This window comes from Streptomyces sp. NPDC006294 (assembly GCF_042870895.1).
GTDB lineage: Bacteria > Actinomycetota > Actinomycetes > Streptomycetales > Streptomycetaceae > Streptomyces.
Map to the genome: position 1 here is coordinate 1 of NZ_JBIAHV010000028.1, position 17,921 is coordinate 17,921.

Sequence of the window (17,921 nt, forward strand, 5' to 3'; positions counted from 1 at the left end):
GGGGGGGGGGGGCCCCCCCCCCGCCCCCGCCCCCCCCCCCCGGCGGGGCGCCCCCCCCCCCCCCGGGGGGGGGGGGCGCGCGGGGGGGGGGGGGGGGGGGGGGGGGGGGGGGGGGGGGGGGGGCCCCCCCCCCCCCCCCCCCCCCCCCCCACCCCCGCGCCTCAAACGCCGGCGAGGCTGACAGAGTCAGTCCGCCCGGGCCCGCTCCCCCCGCCGCACCACCGCGCACCCCAGCGTGACCACCGCACCCCCCGCCGCCCACGCCGCCAGCACCAGCAGCGGCCCGCCCACCCCGTTGCCCCGGAAGTACGCGATCGAGCGCGCCGCGTACGTGCCCGCCCCCGGCGGCAGCGCCGGGCCGATCGCCTGCCAGAACGGTGGCAGCAGCGGGTACGGATACGCGCCGCCCGCGCTCGGGTTGCCGAGGACGACCACCAGCAGGATCGCCAGCCCGATGCCGATGACCCCCGCCAGCCCCTGCAGCGCCAGCGTCACCGCGCCGACGGCGAAGACGAGCAGCGTGCCCAGCCCCCACAGGCCCCAGACGCTGCCGGGCAGTGCGTCCAGCACGGGGCCCGCGACCACCGTGCCGAGCAGTCCCGCGGCGATCGAGTACAGCAGCAGTGCGCCGAGCCGGATGACGGCGCGGCTCGCGTTGGCAGGACGGGCGCCCGCGCTGATCGCCAGGATCGCCGCGCACAGATAGCCGCCCACGCACCAGCCGACCACCAGGTAGAACGACGAGAGCCCGCGCGCGTCGCCGGCGGCGCCGGGGACGACGTCCACCACCCGTACCGCACGGCCCTGCGACTGCTCGGCCCTGGTGACGACCTCGGCGAGCGCCTGCGAGAGCGCCCCGCCCGCGCCGCCCGCGACGAGCAGCCGGTCGGTGGTGCCCCGCGGGTCGATGACGAGCGCCCCGTCGACCTTCCGTTCCGTGATCTGCCGGCGGGCCGCCGCCTCGTCGGCGACGGTGCGCGGTTCCAGGGGATCGCCCGGCAGCCGGTCGAGCCGGTACAGGGCCTCGTCGGCGACCTGGGTGTCGGGCGAGGTGACGGCCAGCGGAATCCTGTCGGGCCGCGGCTGATGGAAAGCGCCGATGTACGACGTGATGAAGCCGAGCTGGAGCGCCAGCACCCCGAGGACCAGGGCCGCGGCCCGCAGACTCACCGCGTCCCTGACCTCGCCGAGGAAGCCCCTGCGCTGCCCGTCGTCTGTCTGTGCCGTCTGTGCCATGGCCCAACGCTCGACCGCACCCGCGCCGGACGCAGGCGCTACGGGCCGAATGGGTCACCGCGCCACGCCGCCACGGCGGATCGACCACGAAAAGAGTTTCACGCTCCACTCCTGGTCCGGGCATGATCCCCACCGTGGACGAGGACCGCGACCATCGCGGCAGGGCCGGTACAGGCGGACGGACACCGGAAGCGGCCAGGTCTGGGGCGTCTGCGCCGAGGCGGAGGGACTGTGCGGGGAACCCCGGCGCGGGACGTACGAACTGCTCGGCTGGGTGCCGGACGGACCCTCGCGACGTTGCCCGTCGGCGATCGTGAGCACCGCGACCAGCAGTCGGAACGCCCGCTCCGCCACTCCGATGCGGGCTCACCTCCGGTGTTCCCGTCGGGAGGCGGTTCGGCCATGTGGGGGGAGGGCGGGGGGCTCAGGCACGTGCAGCGTCGAGCCCGTGTGACGAGTACGCCGTCCGTGCGCCGGCAGAAGCGAATGCCGGAGAAGTCCCAGGTCAGCGGCGCAACGGAAGCGCCTCGCGTGGCCAGGGGGCCGGCTGGAGCGCGTCGTCCGGGGGCCGTTCGGGCCGGGGCGGCGGATGGCGGGAATGTGTCGTACGTACGTTCGAAACTGGTCTATGGTGGAGATGGGGGAGGTGAGAACGACTGATCCAGGAGGTGCAGATGTCAGGCTTCACGCATCTGCGCACCGTTTCCGGGTTCTCCCTGAGATACGGGGCCTCCCACCCGGAGCGGCTGGCCGCCTCCGCCGCCGAGCGCGGCATGGACGCCCTCGCGCTGACCGACCGGGACACCTTCGCCGGTGCGGTCCGCTTCGCCTCGGCCTGTGCCAAGGAGGGGGTGCGGCCGCTGTTCGGGGTCGACCTCGCCGTGGGGGAGCGGGAGCGCCCGGAGGGGCCCGCCGAGCGGCGCCGTACACCGGTGCGCGGCGGGGCGTTCGTCGACGAGTCCGCGCCACGCAACGTCTTCCTCGCCCGGGACCGCCACGGCTGGGCCGCGCTGTGCCGGATGATCACCGCCGCCCACGCGAGTGACCCGCGCAGCCCGCTGCTGCCCTGGGACGACAACCACGGCGACGGGCTGACCGTGCTGCTCGGCCCGTCCTCCGAGGTGGGCGCCGCCCTGGCCGCCGGCCGCCCCGACCGTGCCGCCAGGCTGCTCGCCCCCTGGCGGGAGCGGTACGGCGACCGGCTGCGGCTGGAGGTCGTGCACCACGGCCGCACCGGCACCGGCGCCGGTTCGCTGCGGCACGCCGCCCGTACTCTCGGCCTCGCCGCCGAGCAGGGCGTACGGGCGGTCCTGACCAACGCCGTCCGGTACGCCGACCCCGGCCAGGGCCCGGTTGCCGACGTCCTCGACGCGGCCCGCCGCCTGGTGCCGATCGACCCGCGCAAGGGTCTCGACAGCGGCGAGCGCTGGCTCAAGGACCCGGCCGCGATGGCCCACCTCGCGGAGCGGGTCGCCGAGGCCGCGGGCTTCCGGCGCGACACCGCGCACCGGCTGCTCGCCATGACGGAGGAGACGGCCGCCGAGTGCCTGGTCGACCCCGAGGACGACCTCGGGATCGGCAGCGTCCACTTCCCGGAGCCCGCCCTCGTCGGCGCCGAGTACCGCACGGCGCAGCGGGTGCTGGCCTCACGGGCGGCCGCCGGAATGGTGCTGCGCGGCTACGACGGCCGGCGCGCGTACTGGGAGCGGATGCACCACGAGCTGGACATCATCGCCCACCACGGCTTCGCCTCCTACTTCCTGACGGTCGCCCAGGTCGTGGACGACGTGAAGGGCATGGGCATCCGGGTCGCGGCGCGCGGCTCCGGAGCCGGCTCCCTGGTCAACCACCTCCTCGGCATCGCGCACGCCGACCCGGTCGAGCACGGCCTGCTGATGGAGCGCTTCCTGTCCAAGCGGCGCCGGGTCCTGCCCGACATCGACATCGACGTGGAGTCCGCCCGCCGGCTCGAGGTCTACCGGGCGATCATCGGCCGCTTCGGCGAGGAACGGGTCGCGACCGTCTCCATGCCCGAGACCTACCGGGTGCGCCACGCGGTACGGGACGTGGGCGCCGCCCTGTCCATGGAGCCGGCCGAGATCGACCGGATCGCCAAGTCCTTCCCGCACATCCGGGCCCGCGACGCCCGCGCCGCCCTGGAGGAGCTGCCCGAGCTGCGCGGCGTGGCGCGCGAGGAGCACGGCAGGCTCTGGGAGCTGGTCGAGGCGCTGGACGCGCTGCCCCGCGGGGTCGCCATGCACCCGTGCGGCGTGCTGCTCTCCGACGCCTCGCTGCTCACCCGTACGCCGGTGGTGCCCACCAGCGGCGAGGGGTTCCCCATGTCGCAGTTCGACAAGGACGACGTGGAGGAGCTCGGGCTGCTCAAGCTCGACGTCCTCGGGGTGCGGATGCAGTCGGCGATGGCGCACGCGGTCGCCGAGGTGCGCAGGGCGAGCGGCGAGGGCGTCGACCTCGACGCCGTACCGCAGGGCGACCCGGACACCTACCGGCTCATCAAGTCGACCGAGACACTGGGCTGCTTCCAGATCGAGTCCCCAGGCCAACGCGATCTGGTGGGGCGGCTGCAGCCGGAGACCTTCGGCGACCTGGTCGTCGACATCTCGCTGTTCCGGCCGGGACCGGTCGCCGCCGACATGGTGCGGCCGTTCATCGAGGCCAGGCACGGCCGCGCGCCCGCCCGCTATCCGCACCCCGACCTGGAAGGGCCGTTGAGCCAGACGTACGGAGTGGTCGTCTTCCACGAGCAGATCATCGAGATCCTGGACATCATGACCGGCTGCGGCCGGGACGAGGCCGACCGGGTGCGGCGCGGCCTGTCCGACCCCGAGTCGCAGGGGAGGATCAAGGTCTGGTTCGCGCAGAGCGCCGGGGCGAAGGGGTACGCGCCCGAGGTGATCGGCCGCACCTGGGAGATCATCGAGGCCTTCGGGTCGTACGGCTTCTGCAAGGCGCACGCGGTCGCGTTCGCCGTGCCGACGTACCAGTCGGCCTGGCTCAAGGCGCACCACCCGGCCGCCTTCTACGCCGGGCTGCTCACCCACGACCCCGGCATGTACCCGAAGCGGCTGCTGCTCGCGGACGCACGGCGGCGCGGGGTGCCGGTGCTGCCGCTGGACGTGAACCGGTCCGCGGTCGCTCACCGAATCGAACTGGTGTCTGGTAACGGTGAGGGTGGGACTGGGACTGGGACTGGGGCTGGGGTTCGGGCTGAGAGCGGGGCTCGGGCTGAGGTCGGGGCGGGTTCCGGCCGGTGGGGGCTGCGGCTCGCGCTCTCGGACGTCCACGGCATCAGCGAGGCGGAGGCCGCCCGTATCGAGGCCGGACAGCCGTACTCCTCCCTGCTGGACTTCTGGCAACGGGCCAGCCCCGCACGGCCGGTCGCCGAGCGGCTCGCCCAGGTCGGCGCGCTCGACGCCTTCGGCGCCAACCGCCGCGACCTGCTGCTGCACCTCGCCGAACTGCACCGCACCCGGCGCGGCGCCGCCTCCTACGGCAGCCAGCTCCCGCTCGCCCAGGGGCAGCGGACCGCCCCCGTCGGGCTGCCCGACCTCGGTGACGCGGAACGCCTCAGCGCCGAGCTGGGTGTGCTCGGCATGGACGCCTCCCGCCATCTGATGGCCGATCACCACGCCTTCCTGGCCGAGCTGGGCGCGCTCTCCGCGCAGCGGCTGCGCGGCGCGCCGCACGGGGCGACGGTGCTCGTCGCGGGCGCCAAGGCGGCCACCCAGACACCGCCGATCCGCTCCGGCAAGCGGGTCATCTTCACCACGCTCGACGACGGCACCGGCCTGGTCGACCTCGCCTTCTTCGACGACAGCCACGCCGCCTGCGCCCACACCGTCTTCCACTCCTGGCTGCTGCTGGTGCGCGGAGTGGTGCAGCGGCGCGGACCGCGCAGCCTCAGCGTGGTCGGCTCGGCCGCCTGGAACCTCGCGGAGCTGGTGGAACTGCGGCGCACCGGCGGCCTCGACGCGGTCGCCGCGCGGCTGGCGGCCCCGGCGCCGGAGCCGGACGGCGAGACCTCCGGCGGCGAGACCTCCGGCAACGGGGCCTCCGGCAGCGGCCGCCGTATCCAGCTGCCGACCGGATACGAGCTCAACCCGTGGGCCGACCTCAGGCCCGCCGGCGAAGGCGCCGCGAGCGGAAGGAAGTTGTGGCACCAGAGCCCGGGGAGCGCCGGATGATCCTCTGCGTACGCTTCCTGCCGGCTCCGCCCGCACTTGGAACGGGAGGGGTCGAGGCGGCGCTGCCCGCGCTGCTCGCCCTGGCCGAGGACATCAGCCCCGTCGTCCAGGCCCTGCCGCCGGACGCGGCGCTCCTCGACGTCCGGGGCGCGCAGCGGTACTTCGGGCGGGACGCGGTCGAACTCGCGTCGCTGCTGCGGGTCCGGGCGCTCGCCCACTGCGGTGTCGACTGCGTGATCGGCGCCGGCCCCGTACCCATGCTCGCCAGGATGGCGGCACGGGAGGCCGTACCCGGTACGACCCTGGCGGTGACGGAGGAGGAGTCCGCCGCCTTCCTGGGCGGCAAGCCGGTCGGCGCGCTCGACGGGGTGGGCACGGTGACCGCCCGCACCCTGTGCGCGTACGGGCTCGACTCCGTCGGCCGGCTCGCCGACGCGCCGCTCGCCGTGGTCCAGCGGATCCTGGGCGCGCGGGCCGGGCGCGAGGTGTGGGAGCGGGCGCGCGGCATCGACCGCACGGCAGTCGTTCCGAACGCGCTCTCACGCTCCATGGCCGCCGAACGGTCTTTTGCCCTCGACGAGTTGGACCAGTCTGAGCACCGGCGGGCACTGCTCTCGCTCGCCGAGGAGCTGGGGTCGCGGATGCGGGGCGAGCGCCAGGTGTGCCGGTCCCTGACGCTCACCGTGCGCTACGCCGACCGGTCCACGACCACCCGTACCCGCACCCTGCGCGAGCCGACCGCCCACTCGGCGGCACTCGCCGACGCCGCGTACGCGCTCCATACGGCGCTCGGGCTCCAGCGGGCCAGAGTGCGGGCGCTGTCGCTGCGGGCCGAGGACCTGACGGCCGTCGAACGGGCCGCGCGGCAGCTGACGTTCGACCCCGCCGACGAACGGGCGCGCAGGCTCGAGGAAGTGGCGGACCGGGCCCGGGCGAAGTTCGGTCCACGGGCCGTCGTGCCGGGGTCGCTGGCGGCCTGAGGCGGTACGGGGTCATCTCGCGGCCTGAGGCGGCACGGGCCGTCCTGTGGCGACCTCGAACAGGCTCTGACCTGCGCTACGCCTCGTTTCGTAAGTCTGTAGAAAAATCAATCTTTACCGACGCGTAACTTCCCAGTCATGGTTACTCGCCCGTAAGTTGACGTGACCACAGCAACCCCCACCAGTCGAAATCCCTTGAGCCGCAAGGAGACTGACCGATGCTGCCTTGGAGACGTGCCCTCAGACCGCTGTCAGCCCTCATCCTCGCAGTGGCCGTCGCCCTCACCCCCGCCGCCACCGCGACCGCCGCGTCCACCACCGCCGCCCCCAGCAGTGGCTGGAACAACTACGACTGCAAGCCCTCCGCCGCCCATCCCCGCCCCGTCGTCCTCGTCCACGGAACCCTCGGGAACTCGGTCGACAACTGGCTCGTCCTCGCCCCCTACCTGGCGAAGCGCGGCTACTGCGTCTTCTCCCTCGACTACGGGCAGCTCCCGAACGTGCCCTTCTTCCACGGCCTCGGCCCCATCGACAAGTCGGCCGAGCAACTCGCCGGGTACGTCGACCGGGTCCTGGCCGCCACCGGCGCCTCCAAGGCCGACATCGTCGGTCACTCCCAGGGCGGCATGATGCCGCGCCACTACCTCAAGTTCCTGGGCGGAGCGGCCAAGGTGAACGCCCTGGTGGGCCTCGCGCCCAGCAACCACGGCACCACCCTCAACGGACTGACCGGGCTGCTGCCGTACTTCCCCGGCGCGGCGGACCTGCTCGGCACGCACACCCCCGCCCTCGCCGACCAGGTCGCCGGGTCCGACTTCCTCGCCAAGCTCAACGCGGGTGGCGACACCGTGCCCGGAGTGAAGTACACGGTCATCGCCACCCGTTACGACGAGGTGGTCACCCCCTGGCGGACGCAGTACCTCAGCGGGCCGAACGTCCGCAACGTCCTGCTCCAGGACCTCTGCCCCGCCGACTTCTCGGAGCACATCGCGATCGGCATCTTCGACCTGATCGCGTTCCACGAGGTGGCCAACGCGCTCGACCCGGCGCGCGCGAAACCCACCACCTGCGCGTCCGTCTTCGGCTGACCACCGTCACGAAGGCCGGTCTCCGCTCGCGCGAGCGGAAACCGGCCTTCGTGACGGCCTCGCGGCCTCGCTCAGCGGCCGTGCCGACCGCCCGCCGGCGCGGTCCTGCGGCGGCCGAGTCCGAACAGCGCCGCGGCCCCGACCGCGAGGGCGGACGCGCCGCCGACGGCCAGGTACGCGGTGCTGCTGTCGCCGCCCGTCTCGGCGAGGTTCGCGCCGGACGTCTCCGGGGCCGGCGGGACGGCCGGGGGCTCCTCGGCGCCCTTCGCCTCCGGCGCGTTCTCGACGGGCTGCTCGGCGGGCGCGCCGGTCTCCCCGGTACCAGCCTCCGCCTGCTCGCCGTGGTCGTCGCCGCCGTGACCGCCGTGGTCGACCGTCGACTTGTCCGCGCCTGCCGCGATGTCCTGCTCCGAGGGCGCACTCGCCTCCGGGGCCGCCGCGCCGCCGCCGTCGTCCTTGCCGAACACCACGTCCGAGCAGGTGTAGAACGCCTCGGGGGAGTCGGAGCGCTGCCAGATCGAGTAGACCAGGTGCCGGCCGGACTTGTTCGGCACGATGCCGTCGAAGACGTACGCCCCGTTCTCCAGCTTCGGGTTCGTGACCTTGGCGAACGGCTTGTCCTCCAGGTCCGACCAGGTCAGCGGCCGGGTGGGGTCGTAACCGTCCTTCGTGAGGTACAGCTCGAAGGAGCCCTTGTGCGGTGCGGTCGCCTTGTACCGGAAGGTGCGGTTCCCCGACGCCATCGGGGACGACGGCCAGTCCGCGCGGGGCAGGTCCAGCCCCTGGTACTTGTCACGGCCGGCGCTGCACAGCTTCCCGTCGGGGATCAACTGCCGGTGGTTCCCCGCCGCGTTGGCGATGTTCACCTCGTTCCAGTCGTACAGCGGCTGCGTCCCGCCCGCCGCGACCAGCGCCTTGCACGCCGCCGAGTCCGGGCTCTCCGGCCCCTCCGCGAAACACGCCGATATCCGGCTGACCGGGTCCGTCATCGAACCGTGCGCGGACGCCGGCACGGCACTGAGACCGGCGAGCGCGAGCGGCGCGAGACCCAGTGCGGCGACCGTGGTGACCTTGCGGCGAGCGGTCATGGGGACGTTCTCCTTCAAGCGGCTATGGGGGGGACACAGGGATCCGGCTCGAACGGGCGGCGCAGCCCCCCGCGGACTTCGGCGCCGACTGCCCGAACCGGCCCCGGCCTTACGCAAGTTAGCCCCTCACGACCTCGAAATCCCCTGCTGGGACGGGGTGACGGCGATCCTTATGGTCCCTTTAAGGCAACGCTAAGAGACCGCTGAGGAACGGCGCCGCCCAGGCTGCTGCCGGCCTCCGGCCGGCCAGGCTGGGCGAGCGCGTCCGCGTGGCATGTCTTCCCGTGACCGGGACTGACGCAGTCAGACCTGTGCGTGATGCCGTGAATGGCACCCGCCTTACCGCTCCATTTCTCAAGATCAGCTCAAGTCCCTTGTTCCCGAAGGGAGATGTGGGACAAGATCAAGTCCGCCGGAAGCGCCACTGACCATGGCGTCGCCGGCTGAGTGATTCGTGTTTCACATAAAGCAGGGGGAACAACATCATGGCGGCATTTGTCAACTCCGGCACCGGCGCCCTTTTCCGGCGTCGTGCGGCAGTGATTGCCGGTGTGGCGACCGCGGCGGTCTTTGCCGCGACGGTCGGCGCCCACGCCTCGGAAGCCCGGACGGCGGAGCCCGTCACGGCCGTGTCGGCCGTTGCCGCACCCGCCTCCGTCAACGACGAAGCGGCGTTCGCCGAGATCGAGAAGGCGCTGCAGCTCATCACGGAGATACCCGAGGACGTGCTGGCTCAGGGGGACGAGGCGGCCGGGCAGTGGCTGACGAAGCGGGTGACCGACGACCTCGCGAAGGCGTCCAAGGGCGGGGCCCAGCGTTCGTTCAGTGCCGGAGGCTGCGCCCGCGGAATTCTGCTCGCGATCGGTTCCAACGTGTTCGCCGTGGCCAAGATCTACAAGATGAAGAAGGCGATCGACAAGCTCGGTGGAATCACCAAGGTGGTGAACAAGATCCGTTCCAAGAAGAAGAAGGGAAAGACGTTCAAGAAGGGAATCGCCGAGGTCTTCGAGGAGGCCGGCGGCGGCCTCGGGGGAATGGCCGCCTCGATACTCGGGGTCGACGGAGTCATCAAGCACTGCTGGTGAGCAGGACGGACGATCGGAGGCATGGAGATGGACATCGTCGCGAACGCTCTGCGCTGGGGCTTCCTCGGCGCCGGGACCGCTCTGCTGGTCGCCTTCGCGGTCAAGGCGGTTGCGCGCCGACGGGCCGGTGCGGGCTTCGGTGAGCTGGCCGAGCTGATGGAACGCGAATGGTTCAGCGCCGGGAAGGTCTTCTTCGCCGTCCTGACCGGACTCGCCGGCTCCTGGGCCGCCGCGTATGTCGGCGGCACACGCAGCGGGCTGACCGAGGCGGTTCCCATTCTGTTCCCGCTCGGCATCGTCGCGGCCTTCGCGGCATGCCGTTTCGCGGGCGGCGCGGGAGGACGTTCCCTGGGGGAGAAGGCGCTGGCTCTTGTGGCGGCGCCTGTCGCTCTGGGCGCGGTCATGACCGGCTGGTAGGCGTCTTCACCCGCGGTGAGCGGCCGGCATGAGGCCGCCCGCGAGGCTCACGCACCACGCTCGGCGGGCCCGCCCGCCGAGCGTGGGTCCATTCCCGAGGAGACAGCTCATGCACGAACTTGCGGAACCGGAGGGCCTCGCGCCGGCGCACGAACGGGCTGCGCAGGCTGCCTCGCGCGCCCGAGTCCCATCACTTCGCGCGGACGCGACGTCGACGACCCCCGCGCTCGTGATCCGCCCGTGGTGCGAGCAGGACGTCGCCGCGCTGGTGGAGGCGCATCAGGACCCGGCCATGCGCAGGTGGCTCACCTCGACGGTGGAGACCGAGGCCGACGCGGCGCACTGGGTGCGGACAGAACAGCGGGGGTGGACGGAGGGGAGCAGATACGCCTTCGCGGTCCTCGAGACCCAACCAGGCGTGCCCGGCGAGCACTTGGCCGGGAACGTGGTGCTCAAGCACGTCGCCCCCGGAAAGCCGTCGGCCGAGGTCGGCTACTGGACCTCGGCCCGTGCTCGCGGACGCGGCGTGGCCCGGCGGGCTCTCGACGTGCTCACCGGCTGGGCGTTCGACACGTTCGGGCACGAGGGGCTGGAGCGCCTCGAACTCCTCCACCAGGTGGACAATCCCGCATCGTGCCGTGTCGCGGAGAAGTGCGGTTACGCGCTCGACCGGGTACTACCCGGGGCACCCCCGGCCTTCCCTCTCGACGGTCACCTCCATGTGCGCCATCTGGCGGGAACATCGGGTCCCGCCACGGCGCTGACCGGAGTATGACCTCACACGCACCACACACGGACGCCCATGGATCCGGCGGAGCCCACCGGATCACCGTCGAGGCCGGGACCGAGCATGTCCGGGTCGTACGCGACGGGCAGGTGCTCGCCGAGAGCCGGCGGCCGCTGGTCCTGCGCGAGACCGGGTGCCCGGTCCGGTACTACCTGCCGGCCGACGACGTACGCACCGACCTCCTGACGCCCTCCGCCACCCGTACCCACTGCCCGTTCAAGGGCGACGCCTCCTACTGGTCCGTGCCCGGCGCGGAGGATCTGGTGTGGGCCTACCCCGATCCGAAACCGGAGGTGGCCGCCATCGCCGGTCACTACTGCTTCTACGACACGGACGTGGTGTCCTCGTAGGGGAACCGGGCGAGCGGGGTCTCGCGCTGGAAGAAGGTCTTGGCGCGGACGAGTGCCCGGTCGTCCGCCGTACCTGACCGGGGCGGGAGCCGTTGCCGAGGAGCAGTCCGCCGAAGCGCGTGCGCAGATGGGCCGCCGTGTGGTTGAGGGTGGTCTCCGGGCCGCCGGCGACGCTCTCGTCGTCGTCGGCCATGACGGTCACGCCCCACAGGGTCCGGCCCGCCATCCGCTTCTTGAAGTCCGATCCGGGCACGGCCGGCCGGCCGGACCAGTAGTCGAGACAGCGCTTGGTCTGCGCGGAGAGCGTGTACCGGTACAGGGGTGAGGCGAGGACGATGTCGGTGGCCTCGGTCTGTTCTTCGAGGTCGACGACATGGAGACCGCCGTCGCCCGGGTGCGCGAGCTCGGCGGCAGTGTCGACGGCATCGACGTGGGCGGTGACGAGGAGACGGTCGCCCGGTTCGGACGCTTCCGGCTGTGCCACGACGACCAGGGCTCCCCGTTCGGTCTGCACCGGCCACCGGTCTGACCCAGCCCCCGACCCCGGGCCCCCGGACCCGTCAGCCGATACGGCGGTAGCGCCGTTCCGGGCGCCCCGTCCCGCCGTACCGCAGGGTCACCTCCGCGCGGCCCGTCTCCGCGAAGTACTCCAGGTAGCGCCGCGCGCTCACCCGTGACAGCGAGCCCGCCTCCGCGCACTCCGAGGCCGACAGGTCGCCCGGATGCTCGCGCAGGATGCGCTCGACCAGTTCCGCCGTGTGGGGCGCGAGGCCCTTGGGGAGTTCGCGGGAGCCGGGCGGCCGGGGGCCGAAGATCTGGTCGACGTCCTCCTGGCGCGCCTCGTCCAGCCGGTCGAGGCGTGAGCGCAGCGACGCCACATGCCGGAGCTGCTCGTGCAGCGCGGCCTGGTTGAAGGGCTTGATCAGATAGTGCAGCGCGCCCGCGCGCAGCGCGGAGCGGACGACGGAGGCGTCGCGCGCGGCCGTGATGAACAGGACGTCCACCGGTGGGCGGCCCGGGTCGAGGGACTCCGCCGCCCGCAACTCGCGCAGCACGGCGATCCCGTCCATGTCCGGCAGAAAGACGTCGAGCAGTACGAGGTCGGGCCGCAGCCGCTCGGCGGCGCGCAGCGCCTCCCCACCGCTGTGGGCCACCCCGGCGACCGTGAAGCCCTCCGCCTGGGACACATAGCGGCTGTGCAGCTTCGCGACCATGAAGTCGTCGTCCACCACCAGCACCTTTGTCACGCCGACACGCTAGGCCGCGACCGCAAGGACCACAACGTCCATTGATTCCGGAAGAGAGACAGCTTCTTAACGCGCAGGCAACATGTGGGCCACTTCACACGTACACGACGAGAGGCGATCAGTTGCGCATGCGCACCCCCATTGCCCTGCTCGGGGCCGCGCTGCTGGTGCTCGTGGGGCCGCCGCTGCTCACGACGGGCAGCGGCGCCGAGACCGGGACGCAGATCCCCGGTCTGCGGTTCATGGTTCCCAACACACCCGGCGGCGGCTACGACATCACCGCCCGAACGGCCGCGAAGAACGCCGAGGACGCAGGGCTCACCCACAACATCGAGGTCTTCAACCTGCCCGGCGCCGGCGGCACCGTCGGTCTCGCCCGGCTCGCCGGCGAGCACGGCAACGGCAGGCTGGCCATGTCCATGGGCCTCGGCGTCGTCGGAGCCGTACACACCAACAAGTCGCCCAAGACGCTCGCCGACACCACCCCGATCGCCCGGCTCACCGAGGAGCAGGACATCGTGGTCGTGTCCAAGGACTCCCCATACCGGACCATCGACGAGCTGATCACGGCCTGGAAGAAGAACCCCGGCAAGCTGCCCGTCGGCGGCGGTTCCTCGCCCGGCGGGCCCGACCACCTGGCGCCCATGCTCATGGCGCAGGCGGCGGGAATCGCCCCCAAGTCCGTCAACTACATCCCCTTCGACGGCGGCGGCGAGCTGCTGGCCTCCATCCTGGGCAACAAGGTCGCCTTCGGCGTCTCCGGCGTCGGCGAGTACCTCGACCAGATCAAATCGGGCGAGCTGCGGCTGCTGGCCGTCACGGGCCCGAAGCGCGTACCGGGTCTGGACGCGCCCACCCTGCGCGAAGCCGGGCTGGACACCGAGTTCACCAACTGGCGCGGCATCGTCGCACCGCCCGGTCTGTCCGACGCGGAGCGGGACAAGCTCGTCGGTCTCGTCACCGAGCTGCACGACTCGCAGGAGTGGCGGGACTCGCTCAAGAAGAACCGCTGGGACGACGCCTTCCTTCCCGGGGACGAGTTCGGCGACTTCCTCACCGAACAGGACAGCAGAGTCGACCAGGTGCTGAAGGAGCTGGGGCTGTGAGCACGACAGAGACCACCGGCGGCCGCCGCTCCCGGCTGCGCGAATACTCCGAACTCGGCGTCGGCCTGCTGCTCCTCGTCATCGGCGTCCTCGTCCTCACCGACGCGCTCACCATGGACGTCGACCTCACCCAGCGCGGGCCCGTCGGCCCCAGGACCGTCCCGATCGCCGTCGGTGTCGGCCTGCTCGTCGTCGCCGTCCTCCTCGCCGTCGACGTACTGCGAGGCGGCCGGGGCGAGGCCGAGGGCGGCGAGGACGTCGATCTGTCGGAGCCGAGCGACTGGCGCACCGTCCTGCTGCTCGCCGGGGTGTTCCTCGCGGGCGCCGTCCTGATCGGACCGCTCGGCTTCCCGGCCTCCGGCGCGCTGCTCTTCTGGGGCTCCGCGTACGCGCTCGGCAGCCGGCGCTTCGACCGCGACCCGCTGATCGCCGCCGTCCTCTCCCTCGTCACCTACGTCGTCTTCAACAACCTGCTCGGCGTCCCGCTCCCCGGCGGCCCGCTGATGGGAGTGCTCTGATGGATTCCCTCAACTCCCTCCTCGACGGCTTCGGCACGGCGCTCACCCCGGTCAACCTGCTGTGGGCGGCGATAGGCGTCCTGCTCGGCACGGCCATCGGCGTCCTGCCCGGCATCGGCCCGGCCATGGCGGTCGCGCTGCTGCTGCCGGTGACGTACGGCCTGGAGCCGACCGGCGCGTTCATCATGTTCGCCGGGATCTACTACGGGGCCATGTTCGGCGGCTCCACCACCTCCATCCTGCTCAACACCCCCGGTGAGAGCGCGGCGGTGGTCGCCGCGATCGAGGGCAACCCGATGGCCAAGGCGGGGCGCGGCGCGCAGGCGCTGGCGGCCGCGGCGGGCGGTCACTTCGCGGGCGGCATGATCGGCACGATTTTGCTGGTCGTGCTCGCCCCGACGGTGGCCGAACTGGCCGTCGACATCGGCGCCCCCGACTACTTCGCGATCATGGTGCTGGCCTTCATCGCCGTCACCTCGGTGCTCGGCTCCTCGCGGATCCGGGGACTCGCCTCGCTGCTGATCGGCCTCACCCTCGGCCTCGTCGGCCTCGACCAGATGACCGGCCAGCAGCGGCTGACCTTCGGGTCGCTCCAGCTCGCCGACGGTGTCGACGTCGTCATCGTCGCCGTCGGACTCTTCGCCATCGGCGAGGCCCTGTGGGTCGCCGCGCATCTGCGGCGGAACAGCGGCGACGCGATCCCGGTCGGCCGGCCGTGGCTTGCCAGGGCCGACGTCCGGCGCACCTGGAAGCCCTGGCTGCGCGGCCCGGTCATCGGCTTCCCGTTCGGCGCGATCCCGGCGGGCGGCGCGGAGATCCCCACCTTCCTGTCGTACGTCACGGAGAAGCGGCTCTCGAAGCACAAGGACGAGTTCGGCACGGGCGCCATCGAGGGCGTCGCCGGGCCGGAGTCGGCCGCCTCCGCGTCCGCCGCCGGCACCCTCGTGTCCATGCTCACGCTCGGACTGCCCACGACCGCCGTCGCGGCGGTCATGCTGGCCGCCTTCCAGCAGTACGGCATCCAGCCCGGACCGCTGCTCTTCGAGCGCGAACCCGACCTGGTGTGGGGCCTGATCGCCTCGCTGTTCGTCGGCATGGTGCTGCTGCTCGCGCTGAACCTGCCGCTCGCGCCGCTCTGGGCGAAGCTGCTGCGCATCCCGCGTCCGTACCTCTACGCCGGCATCCTGTTCTTCGCGGCGGTCGGCGCGTACGCGGTCGGCGGCGAGGCGATCGACCTGGTGATCCTGCTCATCATCGGCCTGATCGGCTTCGGTATGCGGCGCTACGGGCTCCCCGTGCTGCCCGCCGTCATCGGCGTCATCCTCGGCCCGGCGGCCGAGCAGCAGCTGCGGCGCGCGCTCCAGATCAGCGACGGCAGCGCGGCCGGACTCGTCAACACGCCCTTCTCGGTGACCGTGTACGCGGTGATCGTGGTGCTGCTGGCCTGGCCCTGGCTGAAGAAGCTCGTCGTACGGCGCCGCTCCGCCTGACCCGGCGCCAGGAGGTGAGGGGCGGGCCACCGAGGTGGCCCGCCCCTCACCGCGTCACCGGTCCAGCAACCGCGTGAAGCGGCCGGTCCGGGCCCGCTCCTCCAGCTCGTCCAAGGCGCGGACCGCGGCCGCCGCGGCCTCCGGGTCGCGGACGGCGAGGCCGCTCTCCTCGAACTCGTCCTCGTCCAGCCGGAGGATCTCCGTACCGTCCGCCGACACCCACAGGTCGAGGTCCAGGTCCTCGACGCTCAGCTCGCCGCCGTCCTCCGCCAGTACGGCGGGCCGGGTGATGTCGCAGTACCAGCCCTTGAGCGTGCCGTCGCCCGCGCGGACCTCCTTGACCGAGTACCAGCGGTCGCGCCAGTAGTACTCGGTGAACACATCGCCCGGCTCGAAGCGTACGAAGCCGAAGTCCCGCACGCCCGAACCCGCCCACGGGGCGCGGACGGCGAGACGGTCGCCGTCGTCGCCGAGCAGCTCGGCGGGGTAGCGGATCTTCGTCGCACCGGCCTTGACGAGCCGTACGTCAATCGAGCGTGCGGACATGGCGGACCTCCGTCGCGCAGATCTCGTACCCGAACCACCTGTTGATCGCGAGCATCGGACCATTGTCGGCGTCGTTGTTCGTGAAGGCGTCCGTGTAACCGGCCGCGCGGGCCCGGTGCAGCGAGTCGGTCTTGGCCAGCTTCGCCAGTCCCTTGCCGCGGTGGGCACGCAGCGTGCCCGTCATCCCCGTCAGATAACGGGTGGCGCCGTCCGTGAGCGCGGCGGTGTACGACGCGACCTTGCCGTCGACCACGACGACCGTGGTCAACCGCCGGTCGAGCAGGGGATCGTTCCAGGTGTGGGCGATCCAGTCCTCGTAGTCGGCCAGGTCGGTGGGGATGTCACTCGGCTCGTCCGACGTCGCCTCCGCGTCCGCCTCGAACATCGGCCGCGGGTCGGCCTCGAAGTCGGCGGCGGTACGCAGCTCGACGCCCGGCGGCAGGGCGGGAACCTCGGGGAGCGGGCCGTTCGCCAGATCGAGCCGCTGGAAGTGCGCGGAACGGGTGGGCCGGTAGCCGCGCTTCTCGGCGAACGCGACGTTGTCCGCGCCCTCGAGGACCCACGCGTACACGTTCTTCGCGCCCTGCTCTGCGAGATGCTCCTCCGCGACCCGCAGCAGCAGACCGCCCGCTCCGCGACCCCGGTGCTCCGGGTGGACATGCGGGGTGACGAACGACTGGCCGGGCTCGGCGGAGTCGTACGCGATTCCGGCATGGGCGGTGCCGATCAGCTCCCCGTCCTGCTCGGCCACCAACAGCCGGTACCTTTTCGCCGGGTTGGCGGTCTCGACCCCGAAGAGGAGGGACGCGGGTGTCGTCACTTCGAAGGGCATGCAGGCGCGCCGAACCCGGGTCACGGCTTCGGCGTCCTCCGGGCGGAAATCACGAACGATCACAGTCATGTGCAGGCACGCTACGCACGGGGAGGGCGGCGGCGCCTCCGGATTTCCGCCCCGTGAGGGAGAATCGCGCCGTGACCTCGAACATCAACATCACCATCGACGCCGATGCGGCCGACGCACCGTACGAGCAGCTCCGCGCGCAGATCTCCGAACAGGCGCGCTCGGGGGCGCTCCCGGTCGGTCACCGCCTGCCCACCGTCCGCGGCCTCGCCGAGCAACTGGGCCTCGCGGCCAACACCGTGGCCAAGGCCTACCGCGCGCTCGAGGCCGACGGCGTGATCGAGACACGGGGCCGCCACGGCACGTTCGTCGCGGCGGCGGGCGACGCGGCGGCACGCGAGGCGGCGGAGGCGGCGGCGGCGTACGCGGCGCGGGTACGGCGGCTGGGGCTGTCGCGTGAGGCGGCGGTGGAGGTGGTGGGGGACGCGGTGCGGGCGGTCTACGGGGAAGGTGGCGAGGCCTGACGGGGGCGCGCCTGCTCCCCGGCCCGCGCCTTTCCACTGGTCCGGGCGTGCGGCTCCGTCCCTGGGGAGCCGCGGCTGCCGGGTGTTTTTCGGCATACCGGGGACCGGCCGTAGGGTCGCGGCCATGACCGACTGTGTGCAGGCGTCGACCGCGACAGAAACCCGCGAACAGGCTGTTCAGCTGACCCGGGGCGGGGTACGCCTGCGGCGGGCTTGTCCCCTCCCCGCCCCTTCCCGAACCGGGCTCTGCCCGGACCCGCGCCTCAAACGCCGGCGGGGCTGATTTCGCGGAGCGAAATCCAGCCCGTCCGGCGTTTGAGGACACCGCGCGAAGCGCGGTATGGGGTCCGGGGCCTGCCCCGGTTTCGGGAAGGGGCGGGGTGGGGAACACGCCCCGCGCAGCGGGCCCCCGC

17 protein-coding genes and 1 pseudogene are annotated in these 17,921 nt (G+C 72.5%); 12 read left to right on the forward strand and 6 right to left on the reverse strand.

The features are described 5' to 3' along the window. Window positions 1-186 precede the first annotated feature (186 nt). Window positions 187-1,236 carry a DUF3533 domain-containing protein gene (locus ACFYOP_RS32710; protein ID WP_356899155.1) on the reverse strand — a complete coding sequence of 350 codons (1,050 nt, stop codon included), beginning with the start codon at window positions 1,234-1,236 and terminating at the stop codon, window positions 187-189. A 674-nt stretch (window positions 1,237-1,910) separates the two neighbouring features. Between ACFYOP_RS32710 and ACFYOP_RS32715 the strand changes: the two genes are divergently transcribed. The 3 genes from ACFYOP_RS32715 (at window position 1,911) to ACFYOP_RS32725 (ending at window position 7,509) form a co-directional block, all read left to right on the forward strand. After that, on the forward strand, window positions 1,911-5,441 hold the full coding sequence (locus ACFYOP_RS32715; RefSeq protein WP_356899156.1) for a DNA polymerase III subunit alpha: 3,531 nt from the start codon (window positions 1,911-1,913) through the stop codon (window positions 5,439-5,441). After that, complete coding sequence (locus ACFYOP_RS32720) at window positions 5,438-6,421, forward strand: hypothetical protein (RefSeq protein WP_356899157.1); 984 nt, start codon at window positions 5,438-5,440, stop codon at window positions 6,419-6,421. Before ACFYOP_RS32715 ends, ACFYOP_RS32720 begins: the two co-directional genes overlap by 4 nt. Before the next feature lie 218 nt (window positions 6,422-6,639). Next, a complete protein-coding gene (locus ACFYOP_RS32725) occupies window positions 6,640-7,509 on the forward strand; it encodes an alpha/beta fold hydrolase (protein ID WP_356899158.1) in 870 nt (289 codons plus the stop codon). 71 nt (window positions 7,510-7,580) lie between these two features. Here the strand turns inward: ACFYOP_RS32725 and ACFYOP_RS32730 are convergent, their stop codons facing one another. Next, on the reverse strand, window positions 7,581-8,597 hold the full coding sequence (locus tag ACFYOP_RS32730; protein ID WP_356899159.1) for a lytic polysaccharide monooxygenase: 1,017 nt from the start codon (window positions 8,595-8,597) through the stop codon (window positions 7,581-7,583). Between the two features lie 485 nt (window positions 8,598-9,082). On the opposite strand from ACFYOP_RS32730, the gene ACFYOP_RS32735 reads away from it, so the two are divergent. The 4 genes from ACFYOP_RS32735 to ACFYOP_RS32750 all read left to right on the forward strand — a co-directional run bounded on the left by ACFYOP_RS32735 (window position 9,083) and on the right by ACFYOP_RS32750 (window position 11,236). Next, window positions 9,083-9,682, forward strand: a complete 600-nt coding sequence (locus tag ACFYOP_RS32735) for a hypothetical protein (protein WP_356899160.1) — start codon at window positions 9,083-9,085, stop codon at window positions 9,680-9,682. Between the two features lie 21 nt (window positions 9,683-9,703). Further along, window positions 9,704-10,099 carry a hypothetical protein gene (locus tag ACFYOP_RS32740; RefSeq protein WP_356899161.1) on the forward strand — a complete coding sequence of 132 codons (396 nt, stop codon included), beginning with the start codon at window positions 9,704-9,706 and terminating at the stop codon, window positions 10,097-10,099. A gap of 109 nt (window positions 10,100-10,208) precedes the next feature. Beyond that, entirely contained in the window at window positions 10,209-10,874 is a 666-nt protein-coding gene (locus ACFYOP_RS32745; protein WP_356899162.1) for a GNAT family N-acetyltransferase, read from the forward strand. Continuing rightward, complete coding sequence (locus tag ACFYOP_RS32750; RefSeq protein WP_356899163.1) at window positions 10,871-11,236, forward strand: DUF427 domain-containing protein; 366 nt, start codon at window positions 10,871-10,873, stop codon at window positions 11,234-11,236. The genes ACFYOP_RS32745 and ACFYOP_RS32750 overlap by 4 nt, the downstream gene beginning before the upstream one ends. Here ACFYOP_RS32750 and ACFYOP_RS32755 read toward each other — a convergent pair. After that, window positions 11,209-11,597: pseudogene (locus ACFYOP_RS32755) on the reverse strand (flavodoxin); the annotation flags it as partial. The gene ACFYOP_RS32750 and the pseudogene ACFYOP_RS32755 sit on opposite strands and share 28 nt — an antisense overlap. Window positions 11,598-11,609: 12 nt before the next feature. Here ACFYOP_RS32755 and ACFYOP_RS32760 point away from each other — a divergent pair. Next, window positions 11,610-11,765 (forward strand): hypothetical protein, encoded by a 156-nt coding sequence (locus tag ACFYOP_RS32760; RefSeq protein ID WP_356899213.1) that lies wholly within the window; start codon window positions 11,610-11,612, stop codon window positions 11,763-11,765. A 31-nt stretch (window positions 11,766-11,796) separates the two neighbouring features. Here ACFYOP_RS32760 and ACFYOP_RS32765 read toward each other — a convergent pair whose 3' ends face one another. Beyond that, window positions 11,797-12,483 (reverse strand): response regulator, encoded by a 687-nt coding sequence (locus ACFYOP_RS32765; protein ID WP_356899164.1) that lies wholly within the window; start codon window positions 12,481-12,483, stop codon window positions 11,797-11,799. Window positions 12,484-12,605: 122 nt separating this feature from the next. Between ACFYOP_RS32765 and ACFYOP_RS32770 the strand changes: the two genes are divergently transcribed. Genes ACFYOP_RS32770 through ACFYOP_RS32780 form a run of 3 tightly spaced genes read left to right on the forward strand, consistent with a single transcriptional unit; the run spans window position 12,606 to window position 15,597 of the window. Beyond that, window positions 12,606-13,589, forward strand: a complete 984-nt coding sequence (locus tag ACFYOP_RS32770) for a tripartite tricarboxylate transporter substrate binding protein (protein ID WP_356899165.1) — start codon at window positions 12,606-12,608, stop codon at window positions 13,587-13,589. Further along, complete coding sequence (locus ACFYOP_RS32775; protein ID WP_356899166.1) at window positions 13,586-14,107, forward strand: tripartite tricarboxylate transporter TctB family protein; 522 nt, start codon at window positions 13,586-13,588, stop codon at window positions 14,105-14,107. Before ACFYOP_RS32770 ends, ACFYOP_RS32775 begins: the two co-directional genes overlap by 4 nt. Beyond that, window positions 14,107-15,597 (forward strand): tripartite tricarboxylate transporter permease, encoded by a 1,491-nt coding sequence (locus ACFYOP_RS32780; protein ID WP_356899167.1) that lies wholly within the window; start codon window positions 14,107-14,109, stop codon window positions 15,595-15,597. The genes ACFYOP_RS32775 and ACFYOP_RS32780 overlap by 1 nt, the downstream gene beginning before the upstream one ends. 54 nt (window positions 15,598-15,651) lie before the next feature. Here the strand turns inward: ACFYOP_RS32780 and ACFYOP_RS32785 are convergent, their stop codons facing one another. Beyond that, on the reverse strand, window positions 15,652-16,143 hold the full coding sequence (locus tag ACFYOP_RS32785) for a DUF402 domain-containing protein (protein ID WP_356899168.1): 492 nt from the start codon (window positions 16,141-16,143) through the stop codon (window positions 15,652-15,654). Next, a complete protein-coding gene (locus tag ACFYOP_RS32790) occupies window positions 16,124-17,044 on the reverse strand; it encodes a GNAT family N-acetyltransferase (RefSeq protein ID WP_356899169.1) in 921 nt (306 codons plus the stop codon). The genes ACFYOP_RS32785 and ACFYOP_RS32790 overlap by 20 nt, the downstream gene beginning before the upstream one ends. Before the next feature lie 71 nt (window positions 17,045-17,115). Between ACFYOP_RS32790 and ACFYOP_RS32795 the strand changes: the two genes are divergently transcribed. Next, the gene (locus ACFYOP_RS32795) at window positions 17,116-17,508 is read left to right on the forward strand and encodes a GntR family transcriptional regulator (protein WP_356899170.1); all 393 of its coding nucleotides are present in this window, start codon (window positions 17,116-17,118) and stop codon (window positions 17,506-17,508) included. Window positions 17,509-17,921 lie beyond the last annotated feature (413 nt).